This is a genomic window from Halorubrum sp. CGM5_25_10-8B (assembly GCF_005435095.1).
Taxonomy (GTDB): domain Archaea; phylum Halobacteriota; class Halobacteria; order Halobacteriales; family Haloferacaceae; genus Halorubrum; species Halorubrum ezzemoulense.
In genome coordinates, this window is sequence record NZ_SGTY01000006.1 from 1 (window position 1) to 19740 (window position 19740).

A 19740-nucleotide genomic window follows, 5' to 3' on the forward strand; every position below is an offset into this window, starting at 1 on the left:
GCCCCGCACCTCGCGCCTCCCCAGCCTCGTCAGTCGCCTCCGCTTCGCTCCGGCGACTGACTCCCTCGCGCGGTGCTGTCTCGCGGCCGCCGATGACGGCCGCTCGTCGGCACGCGCCACCGCAGAAGATTTTCGAGGTCTGCGTCGCCTATCGCAGGAACTCGATCGCGGCGCCCTGCCCGAAGCCGACGCAGAGCGTCGCGAGCCCGCGGTCGGCGTCCTGTTTTTGCATCTCGTGGAGCAGCGTCACGGGGAGGCGCGCGCCCGAGGCGCCGAGCGGGTGGCCGATGGCGATGGCCCCGCCGTTGACGTTGTACTGGTCCTCGTCGATGCCGAGCTCGCGCCGCGAGTACTCGCACTGGGAGGCGAACGCTTCGTTGAGTTCGACGAGGTCGTAGTCGTCGATGTCCGTGCCCGCGCGGTCGAGCAGGCTCCGGGTGGCGGGCACCGGGCCGATCCCCATCACGGTGGGGTCGACGCCGGCGACCGCGTTCGTGCCGACCTCGGCGAGCACGTCGAGCCCGTGCTCCTCCGCGAACGCCTTGCTCGTGACGACGGTCAGCGACGCGCCGTCGGAGATCTGCGAGGAGTTCCCCGCGGTGACGCTGCCGTCGCCGGTGAAGGCGGGCGGCAGGTCGGCGAGCTTCTCGGCGGTCGTGTCCGGGCGGATCCCCTCGTCCGCCTCGACGAGCCCGTCGTCCGTCTCGACGGGGACGATCTCGTCGTCGAAGCGGCCCGACTCGGTCGCCTCGGCGGCGCGCTGGTGACTACGGGCGGCGTACTCGTCTTGGGCCTCGCGGCTCACCTCGTACTCCTCGGCGACCTTCTCTGCGGTCATCCCCATCTGGAGCTGGAAGATGTTGTACTGTTCAGACAGCTCCGGGTGGAGGTGTTCGTAGGAGTCGCCGTCCATCGGGACGCGGCTCATGTTCTCGACCCCGCCCGCGATGATACACTCGCGGTTCCCGGCGGCGATCGCGTCCGACGCCGAGATGATCGCCTGCATCGAGGAGGCGCACCAGCGGTTGATCGAGGTGGCGGGCACCGACTCACCCAGCTCCGAGAGGAGGGCGATGACGCGCGCGACGTTGTTGTCCTGCTCGGTGCGCTGCTGTGCGACCCCCCACATCAGGTCGTCGACGTGGTCGCTCGTCAGCCCCGTCTCGTCGAGCGCATGGTCGATGAGCGTCGTCGAGAGGTCCTCGCTGCGGACGTCCTCGTAGACGCCGCCGTCTTTCCCCTGCGGTGTTCGGTAGGCGGCCGCGATCACGGGCGTGGTCTCGTCTGTCATGAACGATCACAAGCCCGACGACGTATTAAAACGCCGTGGAACGAGCGAGAATCGATCCGAAGTTTATCGTTTACGCTCCAGCAGGCTCTCGCCGGTCATCTCATCGGGACGGTCACGCTCCATCAGGTCGAGCAGCGTCGGGGCGATGTCGCACAGCGACCCGCCCTCGCGGACCCGCTTCGCGCCGTCGTCGCCGTCGGGCGTCAGGTAGACGAACGGGACCGGGTTGTACGTGTGGGCGGTGTGGGGGTCGTCCGCGGTACCCATGTCGTCGGCGTTGCCGTGGTCCGCGGTGACGACCGCGTGCGCGCCGGCGTCGGCGATCGCGGAGAGCAGGCGGTCGAGCTGGGCGTCGACGGCCTCGACCGCCTCGACGGCCGCCTCGAAGTCGCCGGTGTGGCCAACCATGTCGGGGTTCGCGTAGTTCAACACAAGCAGGTCGGGGTCGTCCGACGCGATGGTCTCGACGGCCTCGTCGGTCACCTCGGGCGCGGACATCTCCGGCTGCTGATCGTACGTCGGCACGTCCGGGCTCTCGACGATCGTCCGGATCTCGCCCGGGAACTCCACCTCTCGGCCGCCGTTGAGGAAGTAGGTGACGTGAGGGTACTTCTCCGACTCCGCGATCCGGAGCTGCGTGCCGCCGGCGTCCGCGACGACCTCGCCGATCGTGTTCGCGGGGATCTCCGGCGGGAACGCCACCGGGAACTCAAACGTCTCGTCGTACTCGGTCATCGTCGTCATGCGGACCTCGGGCTGGCCGAGGTCGAACTCCCACTCGGGCCGCGTGTCGGTCAGCATCCGGACCAGCTGTCGGGCGCGGTCGGCGCGGAAGTTGAAGAATATCACCGCGTCGCCGTCGGCGAGGGCGGGCTCGTCGGCGACGAGCGTCGGCTCGACAAACTCGTCCGTCTCCCCGCGGGCGTGTGCCTCGCGGGCGGCCGCAACCGCGCTCTCGGCCTCGTTCGGGGCCTCGCGACCGACGATGGCGTCGTACGCCTTCTTCGTCCGCCCCCAGTTCTCGTCGCGGTCCATCGCGTGGTAGCGCCCCGTCACGGTCGCGACGTGACCGGTGCCGCGCTCGTCGGCCTTCGCGGTCACGTCGGCGAGGAACTCGTCGGCGATCTCCGGGGCCGTGTCGCGGCCGTCGGTGAACGCGTGGCTCGTGGCGGGCACGCCCGCGTCGGCCGCGGCGTCGATCAGCGCGAGCAGGTGTTCCACGTCCGAGTGGACGCCGCCGTCGGAGACGAGCCCCATGAAGTGGACGCGGCCGCCGGTCGAGTCCGCGTGGTCGAGCGCGGCCGCGACCGCGTCGTTGTCCGAGAGCGACCCCTCCCCCAGCGCGTCCGTGATCCGGGTGTACGCCTGCTTGACCACCCGCCCCGCGCCGATGTTGAGGTGGCCGACCTCGGAGTTGCCCATCTGTCCCTCCGGGAGCCCAACGCGCCGCCCGTGAACCACGAGGCGGCCGTCGGCCCCGCGCTCCGTCGCCGCGTCGAACGTCGGCGTGTCGGCCGCCTTCACGGCGTCGCGGCGGTCGTGGTCGCCGAGCCCCCAGCCGTCGAGGATAACGAGTGCCGTCTCCATACCGCAGCGTGCCGCCCGGAGGCTAACTACCCTTCGATGGGCGGCATCTCGCTCGCTGCCGCTCGCGTCACGTCCCGGTCGTTCGCTCCGCGTCCCGGGGGTTTACCTCATGTCCCAGCTGTTCACGCCACGTCCCGATCCTCGTCGGCGTGCGAGCGGACCCACAGCTCCCCGATCCGCGAGAGGCTCGTCCGGTAGGACTTCCCGTGCTCCTCGCGTTCGATGTACCCCTTCCCGCCGGGACCGAGCCGGTCGACGTTGTAGATCACCTTCGAGCGGAACGAGTCCGTGTACTCCTCGTTGAGCTCGGCCGCGAGCGTCTCCGCCAGCTCGGAGACGGACTCGAACTCGCCGTGCTCGCCGAGCGTGAACAGCACCAGCTCCTCGAACGGCTTGACGTTCTGGAAGGAGGCGACCGGCAGCTCGATCACGTGGCGGTCGCCGATCCGCTTCGCGCCGATGGTGGTGCCGCGCTCGTCGAACTCCGCGAGGAGGTCCGTGGTGCTCGCGAGCCGATCGGCGACGCGGTCGGGATCGACGTCCGCGAGCGCGTCGGCGTCGCTCCCCTGGTCGAGGTCGCGCAGGAGGTCGCGGGTCGCGCGGAGTTCCTCCGCCAACTCGGTTTCGAGGTACTTCTCGGGGGCGGTGTAGTAGGTGTGGATGCGGTCGCGGTCCGCCTGCCGCTCGACCATTATCGAGTGGGCCGCGGTCGCGAACGCGAAGGAGACGGGCCGGGGCATCGAACAGAGGTTCACCCACACCTCGCGCTCGTCGGACTCGTCGACTCCCTCCTCGCGATCGAGTTCAGCGTTGATCAGGTCGAAGGCGCGCTCGAAGGCGGCGTCGTAGTCGTACACGTCATCCAACTGCTCGCGGACCGTCTCCGCGCCGAGCAGGTTCTGGAAGTCCTGTTCCAGTTTGCGCGCGATGTTGCGCGAGTACTCGACGTTGGCCTCGCTGCCGACCGTCCCCTCCAAGAGGATCACCCGGTCGACGTCGAACTGGTCCCGGATGAGGGGGGCGATCATCCGGTCGTAGTCGAACCCGACGGGCACGACGTGGGTCTGCATACCCTGACCGTGGGTGTGGGATTCATAAAAACCACCAGATCACTCCGCGACGCGAGCGGTCGCGAACGGAGCCGACCTCGCCGCCGGCGCCCGTCTCGCCGCCGGCGAGCTACCCGTCGCTTCCCGTCCGGAACGACAGGTCGAGCGCCGGCGCGGAGTGGGTGAGCCCGCCCATCGAGATCACGTCCACCCCGGTCGCGGCGTAGTCCGGGACGGTCTCGACTGTGATCCCGCCCGACGCTTCGGTCAGCGCGTCTCCGTCCGCGGCGGCCACGCGCTCAGCCGCCGCCGTCGTCTCCGGGGGCGCCATGTTGTCGAGCAGGACGACGTCGGCGCCGGCCGCGGCGGCGCGCGCGGCGGCGTCCGGGCCCTCGACCTCGACCTCGACGCCCGTCGCGAAGGAGGCGCGCTCGCGGAAGCGCTCGATCGCCTCCGTCAGCCCCAGCTCCGCGACGTGGTTGTCCTTGACCATGACCATGTGCGAGAGGTCAAGGCGGTGGGTGTCGCCGCCGGCGGCCGCGACCGCGCGCTTCTCGACCCCGCGGAGTCCGGGCGTGGTCTTGCGGGTCGCCGCGACTCGGACGTCCGGGTCGACCTCGCGGGCGGCCGCGACCGCGGCGAAGGTCCGCGTCGCCACTCCCGAGGCGTGTGCCGCGACGTTCACGGCGACGCGCTCGCCGCGGAGGACCGCCTGTGCCGGTCCCGCGACCCGCAGCAGCGCGTCGCCGGGCTCGACCGCGGTCCCGTCCGCGACGCGCTCGGTCACGGTCGCGTCGAGGTAGTCGAACACGGCGCTCGCGGCGTCGACGCCGGCCGCGACGCCGGACTCTTTCGCGACGAGCCGACCGCTCGTCTCGCCCGGCACGTCGTTCGTCACGTCGTGGTGCCCCACGTCCTCGCGGAGCCAGCGCTCCACGTCGGCGTCGGTGAGCATCAGTCGTCGGCCGCCGGCCCGGGTTCGGCGGGCTCGGCGTCGTCCGCGACGTAGTGCGTCCCGACGCTCTCGTCGTTCGCCAGCGCCTGTCGCGTCACCAACAGCGCCGTCACGGTCGCGTTGCGGAGCTCGTACAGCGAGCGCGAGGTCCGCGTCCGGACGTAGGCGTCGACCTCGCCCTTGAGCCGCCGCAGGACGTCGAGCGCCCGTCGGAGGTCGGCGGGGTCGCGCTCGATCCCGACGTGCTCTCCCATCACTCGGCGGAGTCGGCGGAACTTCTCGCGGGCGAACGCTGACGGGAGGTCGGGGTCGCGGTCCAGTAGGTCCGGGGGCGCGACCCGCTCTGGGTCCGCCGGCGCCCCGTCGGAACCTGCCGCCTCGGCCGCGTCGGCGCCCGCCCGGAGCCCCCAGACGAGCCCTTCGAGGAGGCTCGTGGAGGCGAGCCGGTTCGCGCCGTGGACGCCGGTCCGCGCGCACTCGCCGACGGCGTAGAGCCGGTCGAGGGTCGTCCGCCCGCGGTCGTCGACGGCGACGCCGCCGCAGAGGAAGTGTTCGGCGGGCGCGACGGGGATCCCCTCGTCGGGATCGACGCCGCGGTCGGCGCACTTCTCGGCGAGCCCGGGGAACGCGCCCGCGAAGTCGAGCGCTCCCACGTCGAGGCGAACCTCGCCCGTGGCGTCGCGCTCGGCGGCCACGGCCCGCGAGACCACGTCGCGCGGCGCGAGTTCGGCGTCGTCGTGGTACTCCGGCATGAACCGCTCGCCGTCGCCGTTGCGCAGTAGCGCGCCCTCACCGCGGACCGCCTCGCTGACCAGGAACCCCTCCTCGTTCGGGCCCGCGTCGTACGCCGTCGGGTGGAACTGGACGAACTCCATGTCGGTCACGTCGGCGCCCGCGAGCGCGGCCATCGCGACCCCGTCGCCGGTGGCGCCGCGCGGGTTCGTCGAGCGCGGGAACAGGTCGCCGACTCCGCCGGTCGCGAGCACGGTCGCGTTCGCGTACATCGGGACGCGACCGTCGTCCGACGCCACGACGGCCCCGTGGACCCGCCCCTCGCGCGTGATCAACTCCAGCGCGGTCGCGTCGTCGACGACCTCGACGCCGTCGCGTCCGTCGAGGTGGTTCAACAGCGGGACGTGGACGTACTCGCCCGTCGCCGCGCCCACGTGGAGGATCCGGTCCTCGCTGTGGGCGGCCTCGCGGCCGTAGTCGAACGCGTCGGCGCCCGTCTCGCGGTCGAACTCGACGCCGAGCGTGTCGACGAGCACGTCCCGGACGGCGCCGTCGGCGTTCTCGACGAGCACGTCGACCGCGTCCGGGTCGGCCGTCCCGTCCGAGGCCGCCAGCACGTCGCGCTTGAACCGCTCCGGTCGGTCGCGGGCGACGGCGATCCCGCCCTGCGCCCACCACGACGCGGCGTCCGCGGGGCGCGTGGCCTTCGTCGCCACCGTCACTTCGCGCCCCTCGCGCGCTGCGGCGAGCGCGGCCGTCAGGCCGGCGATCCCCGAGCCGACGACCAGCACGTCTGCGGTCTCGTGGCCCGTCATCTCACACCTCCAGCATGCGGTCGAGCGCGGCGCGCGCGAGCTCCTTCTCCCCGGGCGCGACCTCGACGACGTTGCGCTCGCGTCCGGCGGCCAGCTCTTCGAGCACCCACGCGAGGTAGTTCGGGTCGATCTGGCGCATCGCGTTACAGTCCATACACGCCTCGCCGCACAGCGGGACGACGTTCACCTCCGGGTGCCACCGCTGGAGGTGGCGGGTCAGGTGGACCTCGGTGCCGATCGCCCACGTCTCGCCGGGGTCGGCCTCGGCGACGGTCTCGCGGATCGTCGCGGTGGAGCCGACCACGTCCGCCGCCTCGACGACCTCCCGGCGGCACTCGGGGTGGACGACGACTCGCGCGTCCTCGTGGTCCGCCCGGACCTGCTCGACGTGCGACGGGCTGAACCGTTCGTGAACCTGACAGTAGCCGTCCCAGAGGATCACGTCGTTGTCGACGACCGCCGCCGCGTCGGCGGAGGCGGCGTCCCACGGGTCCCACTCGGCGATCTCCTCTTCGAGCCCGAGCCGGTGGGCGGTGTTCTCCCCCAGGTGCTTGTCGGGGAGGAACAGCACTTTGTCGCCCTCGTCGAGGGCGTACTCGAAGGCGCGGTGGGCGTTCGAGGAGGTACACACCAAGCCGCCGTGCTCGGCGCAGAACGCCTTGAGGTCGGCGTAGCTGTTCATGTAGGTGACCGGTACGACGTCCGCGTCGGTCGCGGCCGTCAGCTCCGCCCAGGCCGCGTCGACCTGGAGCGCCTCGGCCATCCCCGCCATCGGGCACGACGCCTCCATGCTCGGGAGGACGACCGTCTGGTCGTCGTCGGTGATGATGTCGGCGGACTCGGCCATGAACGTGACCCCGCCGAAGACGACGTACTCCGCGTCGGCCGCGGCGGCCTCCTTGCTCAGCTGGTAGGAGTCGCCGACGAAGTCCGCGTGCTCGACGATCTCGCGTCGCTGGTAGTTGTGGCCGAGGATTACCACGTCGTCGCCGAGCGCGTCCAGCGCCCCCTCGATCCGTCGCGTTCGCTCGGCCTCGTCGAAGTCGCGGTATTCAGGCGGAAGCTGTTCGAGATTATCGTACTTGAAGAGACTGAGTTCGGTATCGAACTCAGCGGTTTCCATTGCTGTCATAGTGTATTTTCGTCGCGTACTTTCTCACAGACTCGTATAGTGAAAAGATTTTGTCTTCAATAACCTTGTTCGACTGATTACAAGCTCTTTGAGTTCGTTCAGGTGCGCTATTTTCAAACAGCTCGGGCGGTCTCGCCAGCGATCTCGGGAGCGCGGGCCGGTGACCACTCCCCGGGGGCCGCGAGCCCGACAGACCCCGAGTGCGGTAGGAACTCCCCGCCGCGGGCGATCCGCCGAGCGAGCGCGCCTCGTGATTCCCGGGATTCGCGGCCCTCGGGATTCGCCGCGCGAGTGCCGCCTCCCTTACGGTTATGACGTGTCATACCGTACCACTATGCGGTATGGCGCAAACAGAGGTCAAAGAGGAACTGTACGTCGACCAGTACACGCTCGGCCTCGTCGGGCCCGACCAGGAGTGGGCCGGGACGGTCGCCGACGGCGGCCGGGTGACGACGTACACGCCGCCGGGCTGTTGGGGGCCGATGGTGACGCCGTCGTTCCGCGGCGGCCACGAGGTGACGCGCCCGATCCGCGTCGAGGGCGCCGAGGTCGGCGACGCGGTCGCGATCCACATCCGCGACGTGGAGGTGACGAGCATGGCGACCAGCACGGGCTCGATGGCGGAGCGGGACGAGGCGTTCGGCGACGACCCCTTCGTCGACCACCGCTGTCCCGAGTGCGGGACGACGTGGCCCGACTCCGTCGTCGAGGGCACCGGCGAGGACGCGATCCGCTGCGCGGAGTGCGGCGCCAACGCCTCCTCGTTCGGCTTCGAGTACGGGTACACCGTCGCGTTCGACCACGAGAACGCGGTCGGGATCACCCTCGACAAGGACGGGGCCCACGAGCTCGCGACCGACGCGGAGCGCGTGATGGACATTCCCGAGAACGCCCGCCAACACCCGATCCTGCTGTACGAGCCGGACGGGATGCCCGGAACGCTGGGTCGCCTCCGCCCGTTCATCGGGAACATCGGCACCACGCCGCCGGTCACCATGCCCGACTCGCACAACGCCGGCGACTTCGGGCAGAACCTGATCGGCGCCGACCACGACTACGGCGTCGAGACAGAGGACGACCTCGACCTGCGCACCGACGGCCACATGGACGTGCCCGAGGTCCGCGCGGGCGCCACGCTGATCTGCCCCGTCGTCGTCGACGGCGGCGGGGTCTACGTCGGCGACCTCCACGCGAACCAGGGTGACGGCGAGCTCTCCCTCCATACCACCGACGTGAGCGGGACCGTCACGATGGACGTGGAGGTGATCGAGGACGTCGACCTCGACGGCCCCGTCCTCCTGCCGAACGAGGAGGACCTCCCCTTCATCAGCGCGCCCTACAGCGACGAGGAGATCGAGGCGGGCGACGACCTCGGAGACGAACACGGCGTCGACATCGACACCGACGCCGCCCCGATACAGGTGATCGGCTCGGGCGCGACCGCCAACGACGCCACGCAGAACGCCTTCGACCGCGCCGGGACGCTGCTCGGCATGAGCGAGGGCGAGGTCCGCGCCCGATGTACGTTCACTGGGGGCGTCCAGATCGGCCGGCTGCCGGGCGTCGTCCAGCTCGACATGCTCGTGCCCGCGGACGTGCTGGAGGAGTCCGGCCTCGGCGACGTGACGCGCGAACAGTACGGGCTGTAAGTCGGAGCGTCCGTCGCCGCGGTCGATCGCCTCGCTATTGCTGCCGGCGGACCGACGGCACACACCGGCAGAGCCCCGGTCGCTCGCCGATAGGTTACTGCTGGCCGAGCGGTGACGACTACCGCAATATCCTCCGGCCTCGTGCCCGACGCCTCTCACCGCCGCGCCCGCCCGCGCCCGGCGGTCGTCCGCGACGGCCCCGCCGGGATCCGGCGCGTCGGCCCCTGTGACTCCGCCCTCTCTCGCAGGCGCTCGACGCGCTCGTCGGTCGACGGGTGCGTCGATAGCCAGCGCTCGGCCGCCCCGTCGGTCCGCTTGTGCGTCGAGAACGGGGCGAACGACCACGTCGGATCGGTCGCGCGCTCGATCCGGCGGAGCGCCCGCGCGAGCGCCACCGGGTCGCCGGTCACCTCGGCCGCGCGGTCGTCGGCCGCGAACTCCCGCTTGCGCGACCGCGAGCGAGCGACGAGCGTCGCGAGGACGAATCCGGCGAACAGCGCGCCTGCGAGCGCCCGGTGGAGCCGCGCGAAGGGGCCGGACCGGTCGCCCGGTCGCCCGCGGATCCACGCCGACGCGGCGGCGAGCCCCGACAGCGCGAGCAGCGCCGGGAGGGCCACCACGGTGGCGATCCCGACCAGCGAGCGCCCGATCCCGTCGGCCATCGCGATCGCGAAGCCGTCGTTCCCCTCCAAGTGCGCCAGCTCGTGCGCGAAGATTGCCTCGATCTCGCGGGGGGCGAGCAGCCGGAACAGCGACCGGTCGATCACCAGCGCGCCGCCGTCCGCCCCGCCCCCGACCGCGAACGCGTTCGGCGCGCGGGCGTCGGTGACGTACAGCTTCGGGCGCGCGACGTCCATCCGCGCCGCGAGCGAGTCGACCCGGCGGTGGAGGTCCGGCGCCCGCTCCCGGGGGACGCGGTCCCCCTCCAGGTTCGCGAGGATCTGCGCGGTACCGAGCCGGTAGCTGAGGTACGCCGACCCGAGCGCGGCGGCCGCCAGCAGCGCGAGGAGGACCGGGAGCTCAGGGCGGGCGGCCCAGACCGCGCGCAGCAGGTCGGCGACGAACAGCGCCGCGGTCAGGTAGACGGCGAGCAGGGCGACGCCGACGACCGCCGCGGCCGCGCGGAACGCGAGCCGAGACATGGCCGGAGCTACGCGACGGCGGGGCAAACGCGTTGCGGCCGGGGCGGTCGCGGCGGTCGCCGGCGCCGCGTCGCGACGGCTCGCCGCCCGCGCTCTCGGCGTCCCGACCTCACCCACCCGCCACGCCGGAAGGAAAAGCGGTAATTCCCCGGCGGCGAAACCGGCTGTCATGGACGCACGCGTCCGCGAGCACGCCGAGATAATCGCCGACCACGCCACCGGCATCGAGTCGGGCGACGACGTGGTCATCCAGATGCCCAAGGAGGCCGAGGACCTCGCCGTCGCGCTCCACGAGGTCTGCGGCGACCGCGGGGCGAACCCGATCTACCTCAACTACTCGAAGCGCGCCCAGCGCGCCTTCAAGCGCTCCTCGGAGGAGTTCACCGAGCCGAGTCACCGCCGGGCGCTCTACGAGGAGGCTGACGTGTTCGTCATCGCGCGCGGCGGCGCGAACGCCACCGAGGACGCCGACATCGACCCCGAGACCAACGCCGCGTACAACCGCGCGATGGAGGACGTCAAGCGGACCCGCCTCTCGAAGACGTGGTGTCTCACGCAGTACCCGACCGCGAGCCACGCCCAGCTCGCCGGGATGAGCACCGAGGCGTACGAGAACTTCGTGTGGGACGCCGTCTCGCTCGACTGGGACGAACAGCGCGAGTTCCAGTCGAACATGGTCGAGATCCTGGACGAGGCGGACGAGGTTCGGATCGTGTCCGGCGAGGAGACCGACCTCACGCTCGACGTGTCGGGGAACTCCACGCTCAACGACTACGGCGAGGCGAACCTCCCCGGCGGCGAGGTGTTCACCGCGCCGACGCGCGACGGCGTCGACGGCGAGGTCCACTTCGACCTGCCCCTCTACCGCTACGGCCGCGAGATTGACGGGGTCCGGCTCCGGTTCGAGGACGGCGAGGTCGTCTCCCACTCCGCCGAGCGCAACGAGGATCTCCTCTCCGGCATCCTCGACACCGACGAGGGCTCGCGTCGCCTCGGCGAGCTCGGCATCGGGATGAACCGCCAGATCGACCGGTTCACCTACAACATGCTGTTCGACGAGAAGATGGGCGACACGGTCCACATGGCGGTCGGGTCGGCTTACCCGGAGACGGTCGGCGAGGAGAACGCGGTCAACGAGTCCGCCGAACACGTCGACATGATCGTCGACATGAGCGAGGACTCGGTTATCGAGGTCGACGGCGAGGTCGTCCAGCGGAACGGGACGTTCGTCTTCGAGGACGGGTTCTGAGGCGGCCGGCGTATCGAGCGCCGTCGCCGCGCGCCGCTCACGCCGACTCGGCGGCTCGCTCCGCGCTCCGGCGACCGAACGCCGCGTACGCGACGAGGAGGACGCCGAACAGCCCGACGGTGCCGAGCGCGGCGGGGACCGGGTAGTCAGCGAGCGGCGCGATCTCCCCCTCAGGCGTCCCGAACACGTCGACGACGCCGGTGCCAACCGACAGCGCGAGCACGGCGAGCCACATCGTTCCGACGGCGTACCCGAGCGGGACCAGTCGGTCCGTGCGTGCCGCGTGCGCGACGACCGCGCCGCCGCCGAGGACCGGGAGCGCGACGAGCGGGCCGGTCGGGTCGGGGAGAAGAACGCTCCCGCCGAGCGCGATCGCCGTCCAGTAGACGACGACGGCGACGGCCCTGCGGAGCGGGTCGGGGACGAACATGGCGTGAGCGTTCGGGCGGGTGGCACAAAACGGTCCGGGGCGTCCCGCCGCCCGCGCGTTCCCGCGGACACCGCGGCGACATTTATATCGCGAGGACGCGTACGGACCGGTATGCCCGAGGAAGTCATCTTCGAGTCCGAGAGCCGGCGGAGCCGCGAGGAGATTGCCGCGTACCTGCGGACGGTCGCGGACTCGCTCGACGACGGGAGCGCGATCACGCTCAGACGCGGCGAGGAGTCGACGACGCTGGACCCGCCCGCGAGACCGACCTTCGAGGTGAAGGCGGAGCGCGAGGGGGCCGCGGAAGGGCCGGGCGAGCTGAGCGTCGAGTTCGAGCTGGAGTGGGACGAGAACGGCGGCGAGGAGAGCGCGGACGGTGAGCTAGAGATCGAGTAGTCGGACTGTTCCGGGGTCGGCGACGAGAAGGGCGCGTCTCGTTCGCCCCGGCAGTCCCCCGTTCGCCGTCGACCGCCCGCCGTTCGTATATCGACCGCGTCGCGCGTGTCGCGCTACGGGACTTCGCCGGGGACCTCGACGAACGCGTCGCGTGCGGAGAGGTGATCGAGCGTGTCGTCGACCTCGACGCGGACCGACTCCATCCGGTCGAGGAGCTCCTCGTACTCGTCGGAGTTCGTCGTGCCCGCGGCCTCCAGCGCCGCCTTCTTGGAGGCGAGCGCGAAGAACTCCTGACTGCGCTCGTCGAACGCGGCGCGGTGGAGCAGCACCTCGACGAGCGTGACCAAGTCCTCCTTGGTCACCGGCTTCGTCTTGTAGTCGTCGAACGGCATCTCGACGATGTCGACGTCCGGCTCGACGGCGGTCAGCATCGCCACGCGGGCGTCGTACCCCTCGTCGCGGATCGCGTCTAACACCTCATGGCCCGACATGTCGGGCATCCGTCGGTCTAGGAGGACCACGTCAACCGCGTCGTCCATCGCGTCGAGCGCCTCCTCGCCGCCGGTCGCGATCCGAACGTCGTAGGACGGGTCGAGGTACACCCGATACAGTTCCGCGAGGTCCGGCTCGTCGTCGACCGCGAGGACGGTCGCGTCCGGATCGCCCGTCATTGGCGGGACCTCCCGGTCCGTCCCTCGCGGTTCGCGAGCGCCGGACCGGCGCGTCTACCCGCCGTTCGTGCGTCCATGAGCGGATGTTATCTCACCTCCGTCTAAAACGTTGACTCCCAATTATCGTATTTGATACCGCAGGAGGCTGAGGGCGTTCACCCCCGCTCCGGGGGCCCGGCGGTCGCGCTCGTCTCGCCGATCCAACGGTCTCTCCGTGACCCAAAGGCACATTTACGCCCGCATCCTATTCCGGATAACGAATGTCTCACAGCCCGTCACTCCCCGACCGCCCGCGGTTGGAGCTCGACCCCGAGATGAGCGACGCGGAGCGGCTGGAGGCGATCCGCCAGCACTACCGGCGGATCGTTCAGGTGAACGATGAACTGGAAGATCGGCTCGCCGACGCAGAAGGGCGCCGCGGCGAGCTGAAGGACGACGTCGAGCAGCTGAAACGCGAGAACGAGGTCCTGAAGACCTCCTCGCTGTACATCGCCTCCGTCGAAGAGATCACCGACGACGGCGTCGTGATCAAACAGCACGGCAACAACCAGGAGGTCCTCACGCAGGCCGCGACGCGGCTCGACGAGGACCTCCGTCCCGGCGACCGCGTCGCGATCAACGACTCGTTCGCGGTCCAGCAGGTGCTCGACGACGAGACCGACTCCCGGGCGCAGGCGATGGAGGTCACCGAGTCCCCGGAGGTCGAGTACGCCGACATCGGCGGCATCGACGACCAGATCCGGGAGGTTCGCGAGGCCGTCGAGGACCCCCTCGAGAACCCCGAGCAGTTCGAGACGGTGGGCGTCGAACCCCCGAGCGGCGTCCTGCTTCACGGCCCGCCGGGCACCGGGAAGACGATGCTCGCGAAGGCGGTCGCCAACGAGTCCGACGCGACGTTCATCAAGATGGCCGGCTCCGAGCTCGTCCGGAAGTTCATCGGCGAGGGCGCGCGGCTCGTCCGCGACCTCTTCGAGCTCGCCGCCGAGCGCGAGCCCGCCGTCATCTTCATCGACGAGATCGACGCGGTCGCCGCCAAGCGGACGGACTCGAAGACCTCGGGCGACGCCGAGGTCCAGCGCACGATGATGCAGCTGCTCTCCGAGATGGACGGCTTCGACGACCGCGGCGAGGTCCGGATCATGGCCGCGACCAACCGCTTCGACATGCTCGACGAGGCGATCCTGCGTCCCGGCCGTTTCGACCGCCTCATCGAGGTGCCCGAGCCCGGTCCGGAGGGCCGCGAGCGCATCCTCGAAATCCACACCGCGGACATGAACGTCGCCGACGGCGTCGATCTCGGCGTCGTCGCCCGCGACCTCGACGGGTACAGCGGCGCGGACATCGCCTCGCTGGCGACCGAGGCCGGGATGTTTGCCATTCGCGACGGCCGCACCGAGGTGACGCAGGCGGACTTCGAGCAGGCCCGCGATAAGCTTCAGGACGCGGATACAGAGGACGAGCAGGTCATCAACTACCAGTACTGAGGCGACTGCGACTACGTGATTGAAGTTCGGTTTTTGCGAGGTGCTGTTGTGCCCGTTTCTTCGGCTGAAATTCCAGCGGTTCGTTTATAAATAGTTGACTGTGGATCGGCGGCGACCACCGCCAAAGCCCCAGCCGTGAGGCGGGCGCAGGCGATGTAAGCACCGCAGCGAGTGAGCGGAGCGCAACGAGCGAGGGGCGCAACGAGCGTGCGCCCCGCCTCACGGCTGCCCCTCTGAGTCCCGCCCGCACCGCGCAGCACCGCACCTCACGTCTCCCCAACCTCGTCGCTCGCTGCGCTCGCGACTCCCTCGCGCGTGCTGCTCGCGGCCTACCGGCCGCTCGCAGGCACGCGCCACCGCCTTTTTATGAGTGTGATGCTCTCCGCGCCGGCGGGCGGGTTCGTAACCCCTTACCGCGCTCGCCGCCGATTCGCCGGTAATGAACACCATCCACGTCGCCGGCGGCGTCGGCGTCGCCGACACGGCGATGGCCTCCTACGACGCCGCGCTCGCGGACGCGAACCTCCACAACTACAACCTCGTGGCGGTCTCCTCGGTCGTCCCCGCCGAGGCGACCGTCGAAGCGGTGTCGGAGGCGCCGGATCTGGGTCCCGCTGGAAACCGGCTCACGGTCGTCGAGGCGCGCCGGACGATCGGTCCCGGGGACGAGGTCGACTTCCGCGAGGGCGGTCGCGCGGGCGCCGAGGGCGCCGAGTCGAAGCGGGCGCCCCGCCGACATCCCGACGCGGTCGCGGGGCTGGGCTGGGCGACCGGCCCGGGACCGGGACTCTTCTACGAGGTGACGGGGGAAGATCCCGAGGGCGTCCGCGACCGGATCCACGCGGGGCTCGACGCCGGGGGCGACCTCCGCGACTGGGACCTCCCGGACCGCGAGACGCGCGTCGAGACGGTCGCCGCCGAGCCGGACCGGTACGCGACCGCGGTCGTGGTCGCGGCGTACGGCGAGTCCGAGCCCATCCTGTAGCCGGCACGAGCGGTCCGGCGTCGGGTCGAAACCGCGGTCGCCGCCGCCGACGCCTTTTTGACTCGGCTCCGCATACTTGTCGTGTCTTCGAATGAACGGCAACAACCCGTACGCCGGGGCACCGGGTGTGACGGACGCGGGCTCGCCCGCGGCCGTCGACCTCTCTCCGGACCAGGAACGGCAGCTCCGGCGCGCGGTCGCCGGAATCGTATCGCGCACGGAATCGTATCTGCCCGACAGCTACGCCGTCGGCTCCGAGCTGTCCGTCGGCGCGAACGGTCCGCAGGCGACGGTCGCCGTCAACCCCCCGGCCGGCCACCCCGTCTCGGCCGGCTTCACCCCCGACCCGGAGGACTTGGACGCCGGCATCGCCGAGTCCGACACCGACGAGGTCGCCCGCGGCCTCGCCGCCAGCGCGGCGGTTCAGGTGATGGACGCGGTCGGCGACATCACGCCGACCGCGAAGTGAGCTCCGGCTAACACGCAGTCCGACCGTTCTTACCGGTCCGCGCCGTTCCGCGCTCCGTCGCTTTCTCCCGTGCCCTCCGAGTCGTCGCGCGGGTACACCCGCAGGTCGCCCTCGCCCGGCGGCCTCAACGCGCCCGTGACGCGGCCGTACATGCCGAAGATGTCGTCGTACCCCTCCTCGCTCGCGAGGATCGGGACCAGCCCCGGCTCCTCGACGCGGTGGGTGTACACGTCGTCCTCCGCGAACACGGCGCCCTCCGGGATCGCCTCGAAGTTCGCGAAGTGGACGCGCGGCTCGCCGCCGCCCTTCGGCACCTCCTCGTCGCCTTTCACCACGACCGTCTCCGAGAACGTCGGCGGCTCGTCCGCGATCGCGCCGTGAACGCGGAGGAACGCTCGACACGCCTCGTGGCCGAACTCGACGGCCGCCTCGCTCCCCTGTCGGCCCACCTCGATCGAGACGGTGTGCGGGATCGTGGAGTCGAGCGTCGTCGACCGCAGACCGCTCGCGTCGACGACGTGGTCGACCGGGAGCCCGGTGACGGTGCGGCGGACGGACTCCGTGAGGTCGCTGAAGATGGCGAACGGCGGCGGGGCGCTGTGGGAGGTGTGGAGCGCGAGCACGGCGTCGAACTCCTCCAACTCGGCGGCGAGCCGCGGCGCCAGCGCCCGCTCGTACTCGTCGCTGTCGGCGTCGCCCGGGAAGGCCCGGTTCAGGTCCGCGTCCGTGTAGCGCGTCTCGGCCGCGATCGCCGGTTCGTTGGCGAGTATCAGCCGGACGAGTCCGTCGGACTCCACGCGGTCGTCGTTCGGGTCGAGGGGTGGGAGTTCCTCGGCGAGCCGCTCCACTATCCGGACGCCGGCGGGCTCGTCGCCGTGGATCCCGCCGACGATCGCGACGCGGGCCGACCCCGCCGACCCGCGGTCGATCGTTTGCATACCGTGGGTACGACGCGGTCGGCCAATAAATCGTCGCGATCCGCACGCGGGGATCCTCAGCGGTCGAACCGCTCCGCGATCGCGGCCCGGTACCGGCGCGCCAGCCGCCGCGCGACGAACCGGTCGCGGGGGTCCACGCCGAGGAGTCGGAGCGCGGCCGCGTACGCCGCGAGCCCGATCACGCTCCCCGCGAGGACCGCCGGGAGACCGGTCAGCAGCGCCCGGACCGCGAACATCGCGGCGGCCGCGACGCCGCCGGCCGCGAGCGGAGTGAGGAACGTCCGGTCGAACGGCCACAGCCCCTCGAAGCGGCGGAGGAGGACGACCTGGATCCCGTTCTGGACCGCGATGGCGAGCGACGTGCCGAGCGCGGCGCCGACGAGCCCGTAGCGGACGACGAACGCGTACGTCAGGCCGACGTTGAGGACCGCGAGCAGCCAGTCGAGCGCCATCCGCGCGTACTGGTGGTCCGTCATCATCAGCAGCCAACCGGTCGCGCCGACCGCGCTCCCGACGAAGACGCCGCCGAGGTAGACGACGAGCGGGAGGTACCCGGCGACGTACGCCTCGCCGAACAGGCCGAGTATCTCCCGGCCGTACACCACGAGCGCGGCGAGTATCGGGACGACGGCCGTGACGATCTGCCGCGTGACGGAGCCGTACACCTCGTTGAGCGTCGCCGTCCGGTCGTCCGCGTACAGCTCCGAGGCGACCGGCGGGAGCAGTTGGTTGAAAGATAAGAGCGGGATCCACGCGACCGCGATCACCACGAGGACGACGTTGTACACGCCCGCCGCGGTCGCCGTCAGCAGCGCGCCGACGAGCAGCACGTCGACGCGGTTCTGGAACACCTTCCCGAGGCTGCTCATCGCGACGGGCGCGGCGTGGTCGTAGAAGCGGCGCGCCTCCGCGCGAGCACCGCGGAGCGTCGGGCGAACACCGGTGACGGACGCCGAGAGGGGGACGGCGGCCGCGGCCAGCAGTCCCGTCGCGGCGACGATGGCGCCGGCGACGCCGACGACCGAGTAGCCGAGCGCGAGCGCGCCGACGGCGCCGACCAGCCGGACGCCCGGGCGCAACAGCTTGTTGAACAGGACCTCGCCGCGGGCGGACCCCACCGCGCGGAAGAGCGCGGACGCGACCATCACGACCCCGAGCAGCCCGACGAGGCCGCCGAACGCGCGCATCGTTCCCGTGAACGCCGGCTCGGTGACGGTGCCGGCGTTTATCTCCGGCGCCGCGAGCCAGACGCCGACCGCGATCGCGACCCCGAACCCGATCGTCGTCCCGTACGCGAGACCGGCGACGGCGCCCTGCCGGCCCGCGTCGTCCGCGTACTCCGGGAGGTACCGCTGGATCGCGGGGACGCTGCCGAACGTCACGAGCCGGGAGCAGAGCTGAGCGATCCGCCACGCCAGCGCGTACACGCCGTAGGCGGTCGGGCCGAGCCCGCGGGTCAGCGCGAACTCGGCCGCCGCGATCAGCGCGCGCTGGCCGGCGACCCCGCCGGAGGTGAGCACGGCGCCGTGCGCGATCGTCTCTAACGCCTCGCGCTCGTCGTCGGGGATCTCGCCGCGCTCGCGCTCGTCGTCGGGCTCGGTCGCCGCCGCCTCGCGTTCGCTCTCCACGGTCGTCTCTGCCGATCCGGTCGCAGTCGCGCAAAAAAAGGAACGCGTTTCGCAGCCGGCCCGACCGGACTCGCGGTCCCGCGGCCGCGACCTACCAGCGCTGGTGGACGTGTTCGCGCACGTGTTCGTCGTACACCGCCGCCGCGGCCTCGCGCTCGGCGTCGGAGAGCGCGGCGGCCACGCTCGCGGCCGCGTTCGCCCGGATGTGGTCTGGGGTCGTCGAGCCCGGGATCGCGGTCGAGACGGCGTCGTGGTCGAGGATCCAGCGCAGTGCGAACTCCGAGAGCGGCCGGTCGTCCGGCAGGCGCTCGTCGAGCGCGTCGGCCGCGTCGAGGCCCGCCTCGAAGGGGACGCCGGCGAACGTCTCGCCCACGTCGAAGGCGTCGCCGTCGCGGTTGTAGTTCCGGTGGTCGTCCTCGGGGAACTCGTCGTCGCGGGAGAGCGCGCCCGTCAGCAGCCCCGAGGCGAGGGGCACCCGGCAGATCACGCCCACGTCGCGCGCGGCGGCCTCGTCGAGGAACAGCTCCGCGGGCCGCTGCCGGAACGGGTTGAAGATGATCTGGACGCTCTCGACGCCGGGATACTCGATCGCCTTCAGCCCCTCTTCGACGCGCTCGACGCTGACGCCGTAGGCGTCGATCCGACCTTCGGATTCGAGCGTCGCGAGCGCGTCGAACGTCTCCGGCCGGTAGTACACGTCCGTCGGCGGGCAGTGGAGTTGGACCAAGTCAAGCGTCTCGACGCCGAGGTTCTCCCGCGAGCGGTCGACGAACCGGCGGAGGTTCGCCTCCGTGTACCCGTCGGGCTCGTGGGGGTCGAGTCGGCGACCGGCCTTGGTCGCGACGGTCACGTCGCCGGCCGCGATCTCGTCGGCGAGCGTCTCGCCGAGGATCCGCTCAGAGCGACCGTCGCCGTACACGTCGGCGGTGTCGAAGAAGTCGATCCCGGCGTCGCGCGCAGTCTCGACCGCCGCGACCGCCTCGTCCTCCGTGACCTCGCCCCAGTCGCTCCCGATCTCCCACGCGCCGTAGCCGACCTCGCTGACCTCGCCGACATCGCCGAGTTCGCGGTGGTTCATACTGTCCGCTACTGATCGCGGCGGGGGCAAGGGCGTTCCGGAGGCGGCGAGGCCGCGACG

18 protein-coding genes are annotated in these 19740 nt (G+C 71.2%); 6 read left to right on the forward strand and 12 right to left on the reverse strand.

Annotated features, from left to right (window positions below; all coding sequences use genetic code 11):
* Nucleotides 1-148: 148 nt before the first annotated feature.
* The 6 genes from EXE51_RS06695 to nadA all read right to left on the reverse strand — a co-directional run bounded on the left by EXE51_RS06695 (nt 149) and on the right by nadA (nt 7561).
* Nucleotides 149-1291 carry a thiolase family protein gene (locus EXE51_RS06695; RefSeq protein ID WP_094592711.1) on the reverse strand — a complete coding sequence of 381 codons (1143 nt, stop codon included), beginning with the start codon at nt 1289-1291 and terminating at the stop codon, nt 149-151.
* A gap of 63 nt (nt 1292-1354) precedes the next feature.
* Nucleotides 1355-2878: a 2,3-bisphosphoglycerate-independent phosphoglycerate mutase gene (gene gpmI / locus EXE51_RS06700; RefSeq protein WP_137692304.1), complete on the reverse strand. Its 1524-nt coding sequence runs from the start codon at nt 2876-2878 to the stop codon at nt 1355-1357.
* 122 nt (nt 2879-3000) lie between these two features.
* Nucleotides 3001-3948 (reverse strand): DUF6293 family protein, encoded by a 948-nt coding sequence (locus EXE51_RS06705; protein WP_137692305.1) that lies wholly within the window; start codon nt 3946-3948, stop codon nt 3001-3003.
* A gap of 109 nt (nt 3949-4057) precedes the next feature.
* Nucleotides 4058-4882 carry a carboxylating nicotinate-nucleotide diphosphorylase gene (gene nadC / locus EXE51_RS06710; RefSeq protein ID WP_137692306.1) on the reverse strand — a complete coding sequence of 275 codons (825 nt, stop codon included), beginning with the start codon at nt 4880-4882 and terminating at the stop codon, nt 4058-4060.
* Nucleotides 4882-6429 carry an L-aspartate oxidase gene (locus EXE51_RS06715; RefSeq protein ID WP_137692307.1) on the reverse strand — a complete coding sequence of 516 codons (1548 nt, stop codon included), beginning with the start codon at nt 6427-6429 and terminating at the stop codon, nt 4882-4884. The genes nadC and EXE51_RS06715 overlap by 1 nt, the downstream gene beginning before the upstream one ends.
* Nucleotide 6430: 1 nt before the next feature.
* Complete coding sequence (gene nadA, locus EXE51_RS06720) at nt 6431-7561, reverse strand: quinolinate synthase NadA (protein ID WP_137692308.1); 1131 nt, start codon at nt 7559-7561, stop codon at nt 6431-6433.
* A gap of 341 nt (nt 7562-7902) precedes the next feature.
* Here nadA and EXE51_RS06725 point away from each other — a divergent pair, with 341 nt between their 5' ends.
* The gene (locus EXE51_RS06725; protein ID WP_086220271.1) at nt 7903-9210 is read left to right on the forward strand and encodes an acetamidase/formamidase family protein; all 1308 of its coding nucleotides are present in this window, start codon (nt 7903-7905) and stop codon (nt 9208-9210) included.
* A 155-nt stretch (nt 9211-9365) separates the two neighbouring features.
* Here the strand turns inward: EXE51_RS06725 and EXE51_RS06730 are convergent, their stop codons facing one another.
* Complete coding sequence (locus EXE51_RS06730; protein ID WP_086216595.1) at nt 9366-10352, reverse strand: M48 family metallopeptidase; 987 nt, start codon at nt 10350-10352, stop codon at nt 9366-9368.
* A gap of 169 nt (nt 10353-10521) precedes the next feature.
* On the opposite strand from EXE51_RS06730, the gene EXE51_RS06735 reads away from it, so the two are divergent.
* Nucleotides 10522-11601 carry an aminopeptidase gene (locus EXE51_RS06735; protein WP_049931574.1) on the forward strand — a complete coding sequence of 360 codons (1080 nt, stop codon included), beginning with the start codon at nt 10522-10524 and terminating at the stop codon, nt 11599-11601.
* A 37-nt stretch (nt 11602-11638) separates the two neighbouring features.
* On the opposite strand, the gene EXE51_RS06740 is transcribed toward EXE51_RS06735, so the two are convergent.
* Nucleotides 11639-12031, reverse strand: a complete 393-nt coding sequence (locus EXE51_RS06740; RefSeq protein WP_086220268.1) for a hypothetical protein — start codon at nt 12029-12031, stop codon at nt 11639-11641.
* A 111-nt stretch (nt 12032-12142) separates the two neighbouring features.
* Between EXE51_RS06740 and EXE51_RS06745 the strand changes: the two genes are divergently transcribed.
* A complete protein-coding gene (locus EXE51_RS06745) occupies nt 12143-12427 on the forward strand; it encodes an amphi-Trp domain-containing protein (RefSeq protein WP_049931576.1) in 285 nt (94 codons plus the stop codon).
* 113 nt (nt 12428-12540) lie between these two features.
* On the opposite strand, the gene EXE51_RS06750 is transcribed toward EXE51_RS06745, so the two are convergent.
* Nucleotides 12541-13098, reverse strand: a complete 558-nt coding sequence (locus EXE51_RS06750) for a response regulator (RefSeq protein WP_049931577.1) — start codon at nt 13096-13098, stop codon at nt 12541-12543.
* A gap of 260 nt (nt 13099-13358) precedes the next feature.
* Here EXE51_RS06750 and EXE51_RS06755 point away from each other — a divergent pair, with 260 nt between their 5' ends.
* The 3 genes from EXE51_RS06755 to EXE51_RS06765 all read left to right on the forward strand — a co-directional run bounded on the left by EXE51_RS06755 (nt 13359) and on the right by EXE51_RS06765 (nt 16036).
* On the forward strand, nt 13359-14582 hold the full coding sequence (locus EXE51_RS06755; protein WP_049931578.1) for a proteasome-activating nucleotidase: 1224 nt from the start codon (nt 13359-13361) through the stop codon (nt 14580-14582).
* Between the two features lie 439 nt (nt 14583-15021).
* Complete coding sequence (locus EXE51_RS06760; RefSeq protein ID WP_049931579.1) at nt 15022-15567, forward strand: pyruvoyl-dependent arginine decarboxylase; 546 nt, start codon at nt 15022-15024, stop codon at nt 15565-15567.
* Nucleotides 15568-15658: 91 nt separating this feature from the next.
* The gene (locus tag EXE51_RS06765) at nt 15659-16036 is read left to right on the forward strand and encodes a DUF5811 family protein (RefSeq protein WP_006628157.1); all 378 of its coding nucleotides are present in this window, start codon (nt 15659-15661) and stop codon (nt 16034-16036) included.
* Between the two features lie 29 nt (nt 16037-16065).
* On the opposite strand, the gene EXE51_RS06770 is transcribed toward EXE51_RS06765, so the two are convergent.
* From EXE51_RS06770 to EXE51_RS06780, 3 genes are all read right to left on the reverse strand, one after another.
* Nucleotides 16066-16974: a succinylglutamate desuccinylase/aspartoacylase family protein gene (locus tag EXE51_RS06770; protein ID WP_049931580.1), complete on the reverse strand. Its 909-nt coding sequence runs from the start codon at nt 16972-16974 to the stop codon at nt 16066-16068.
* 56 nt (nt 16975-17030) lie between these two features.
* Nucleotides 17031-18602: a lipopolysaccharide biosynthesis protein gene (locus EXE51_RS06775; protein ID WP_094519844.1), complete on the reverse strand. Its 1572-nt coding sequence runs from the start codon at nt 18600-18602 to the stop codon at nt 17031-17033.
* Nucleotides 18603-18693: 91 nt separating this feature from the next.
* Nucleotides 18694-19680 carry an aldo/keto reductase gene (locus tag EXE51_RS06780; protein ID WP_094495547.1) on the reverse strand — a complete coding sequence of 329 codons (987 nt, stop codon included), beginning with the start codon at nt 19678-19680 and terminating at the stop codon, nt 18694-18696.
* Between the last annotated feature and the right edge of the window lie 60 nt (nt 19681-19740).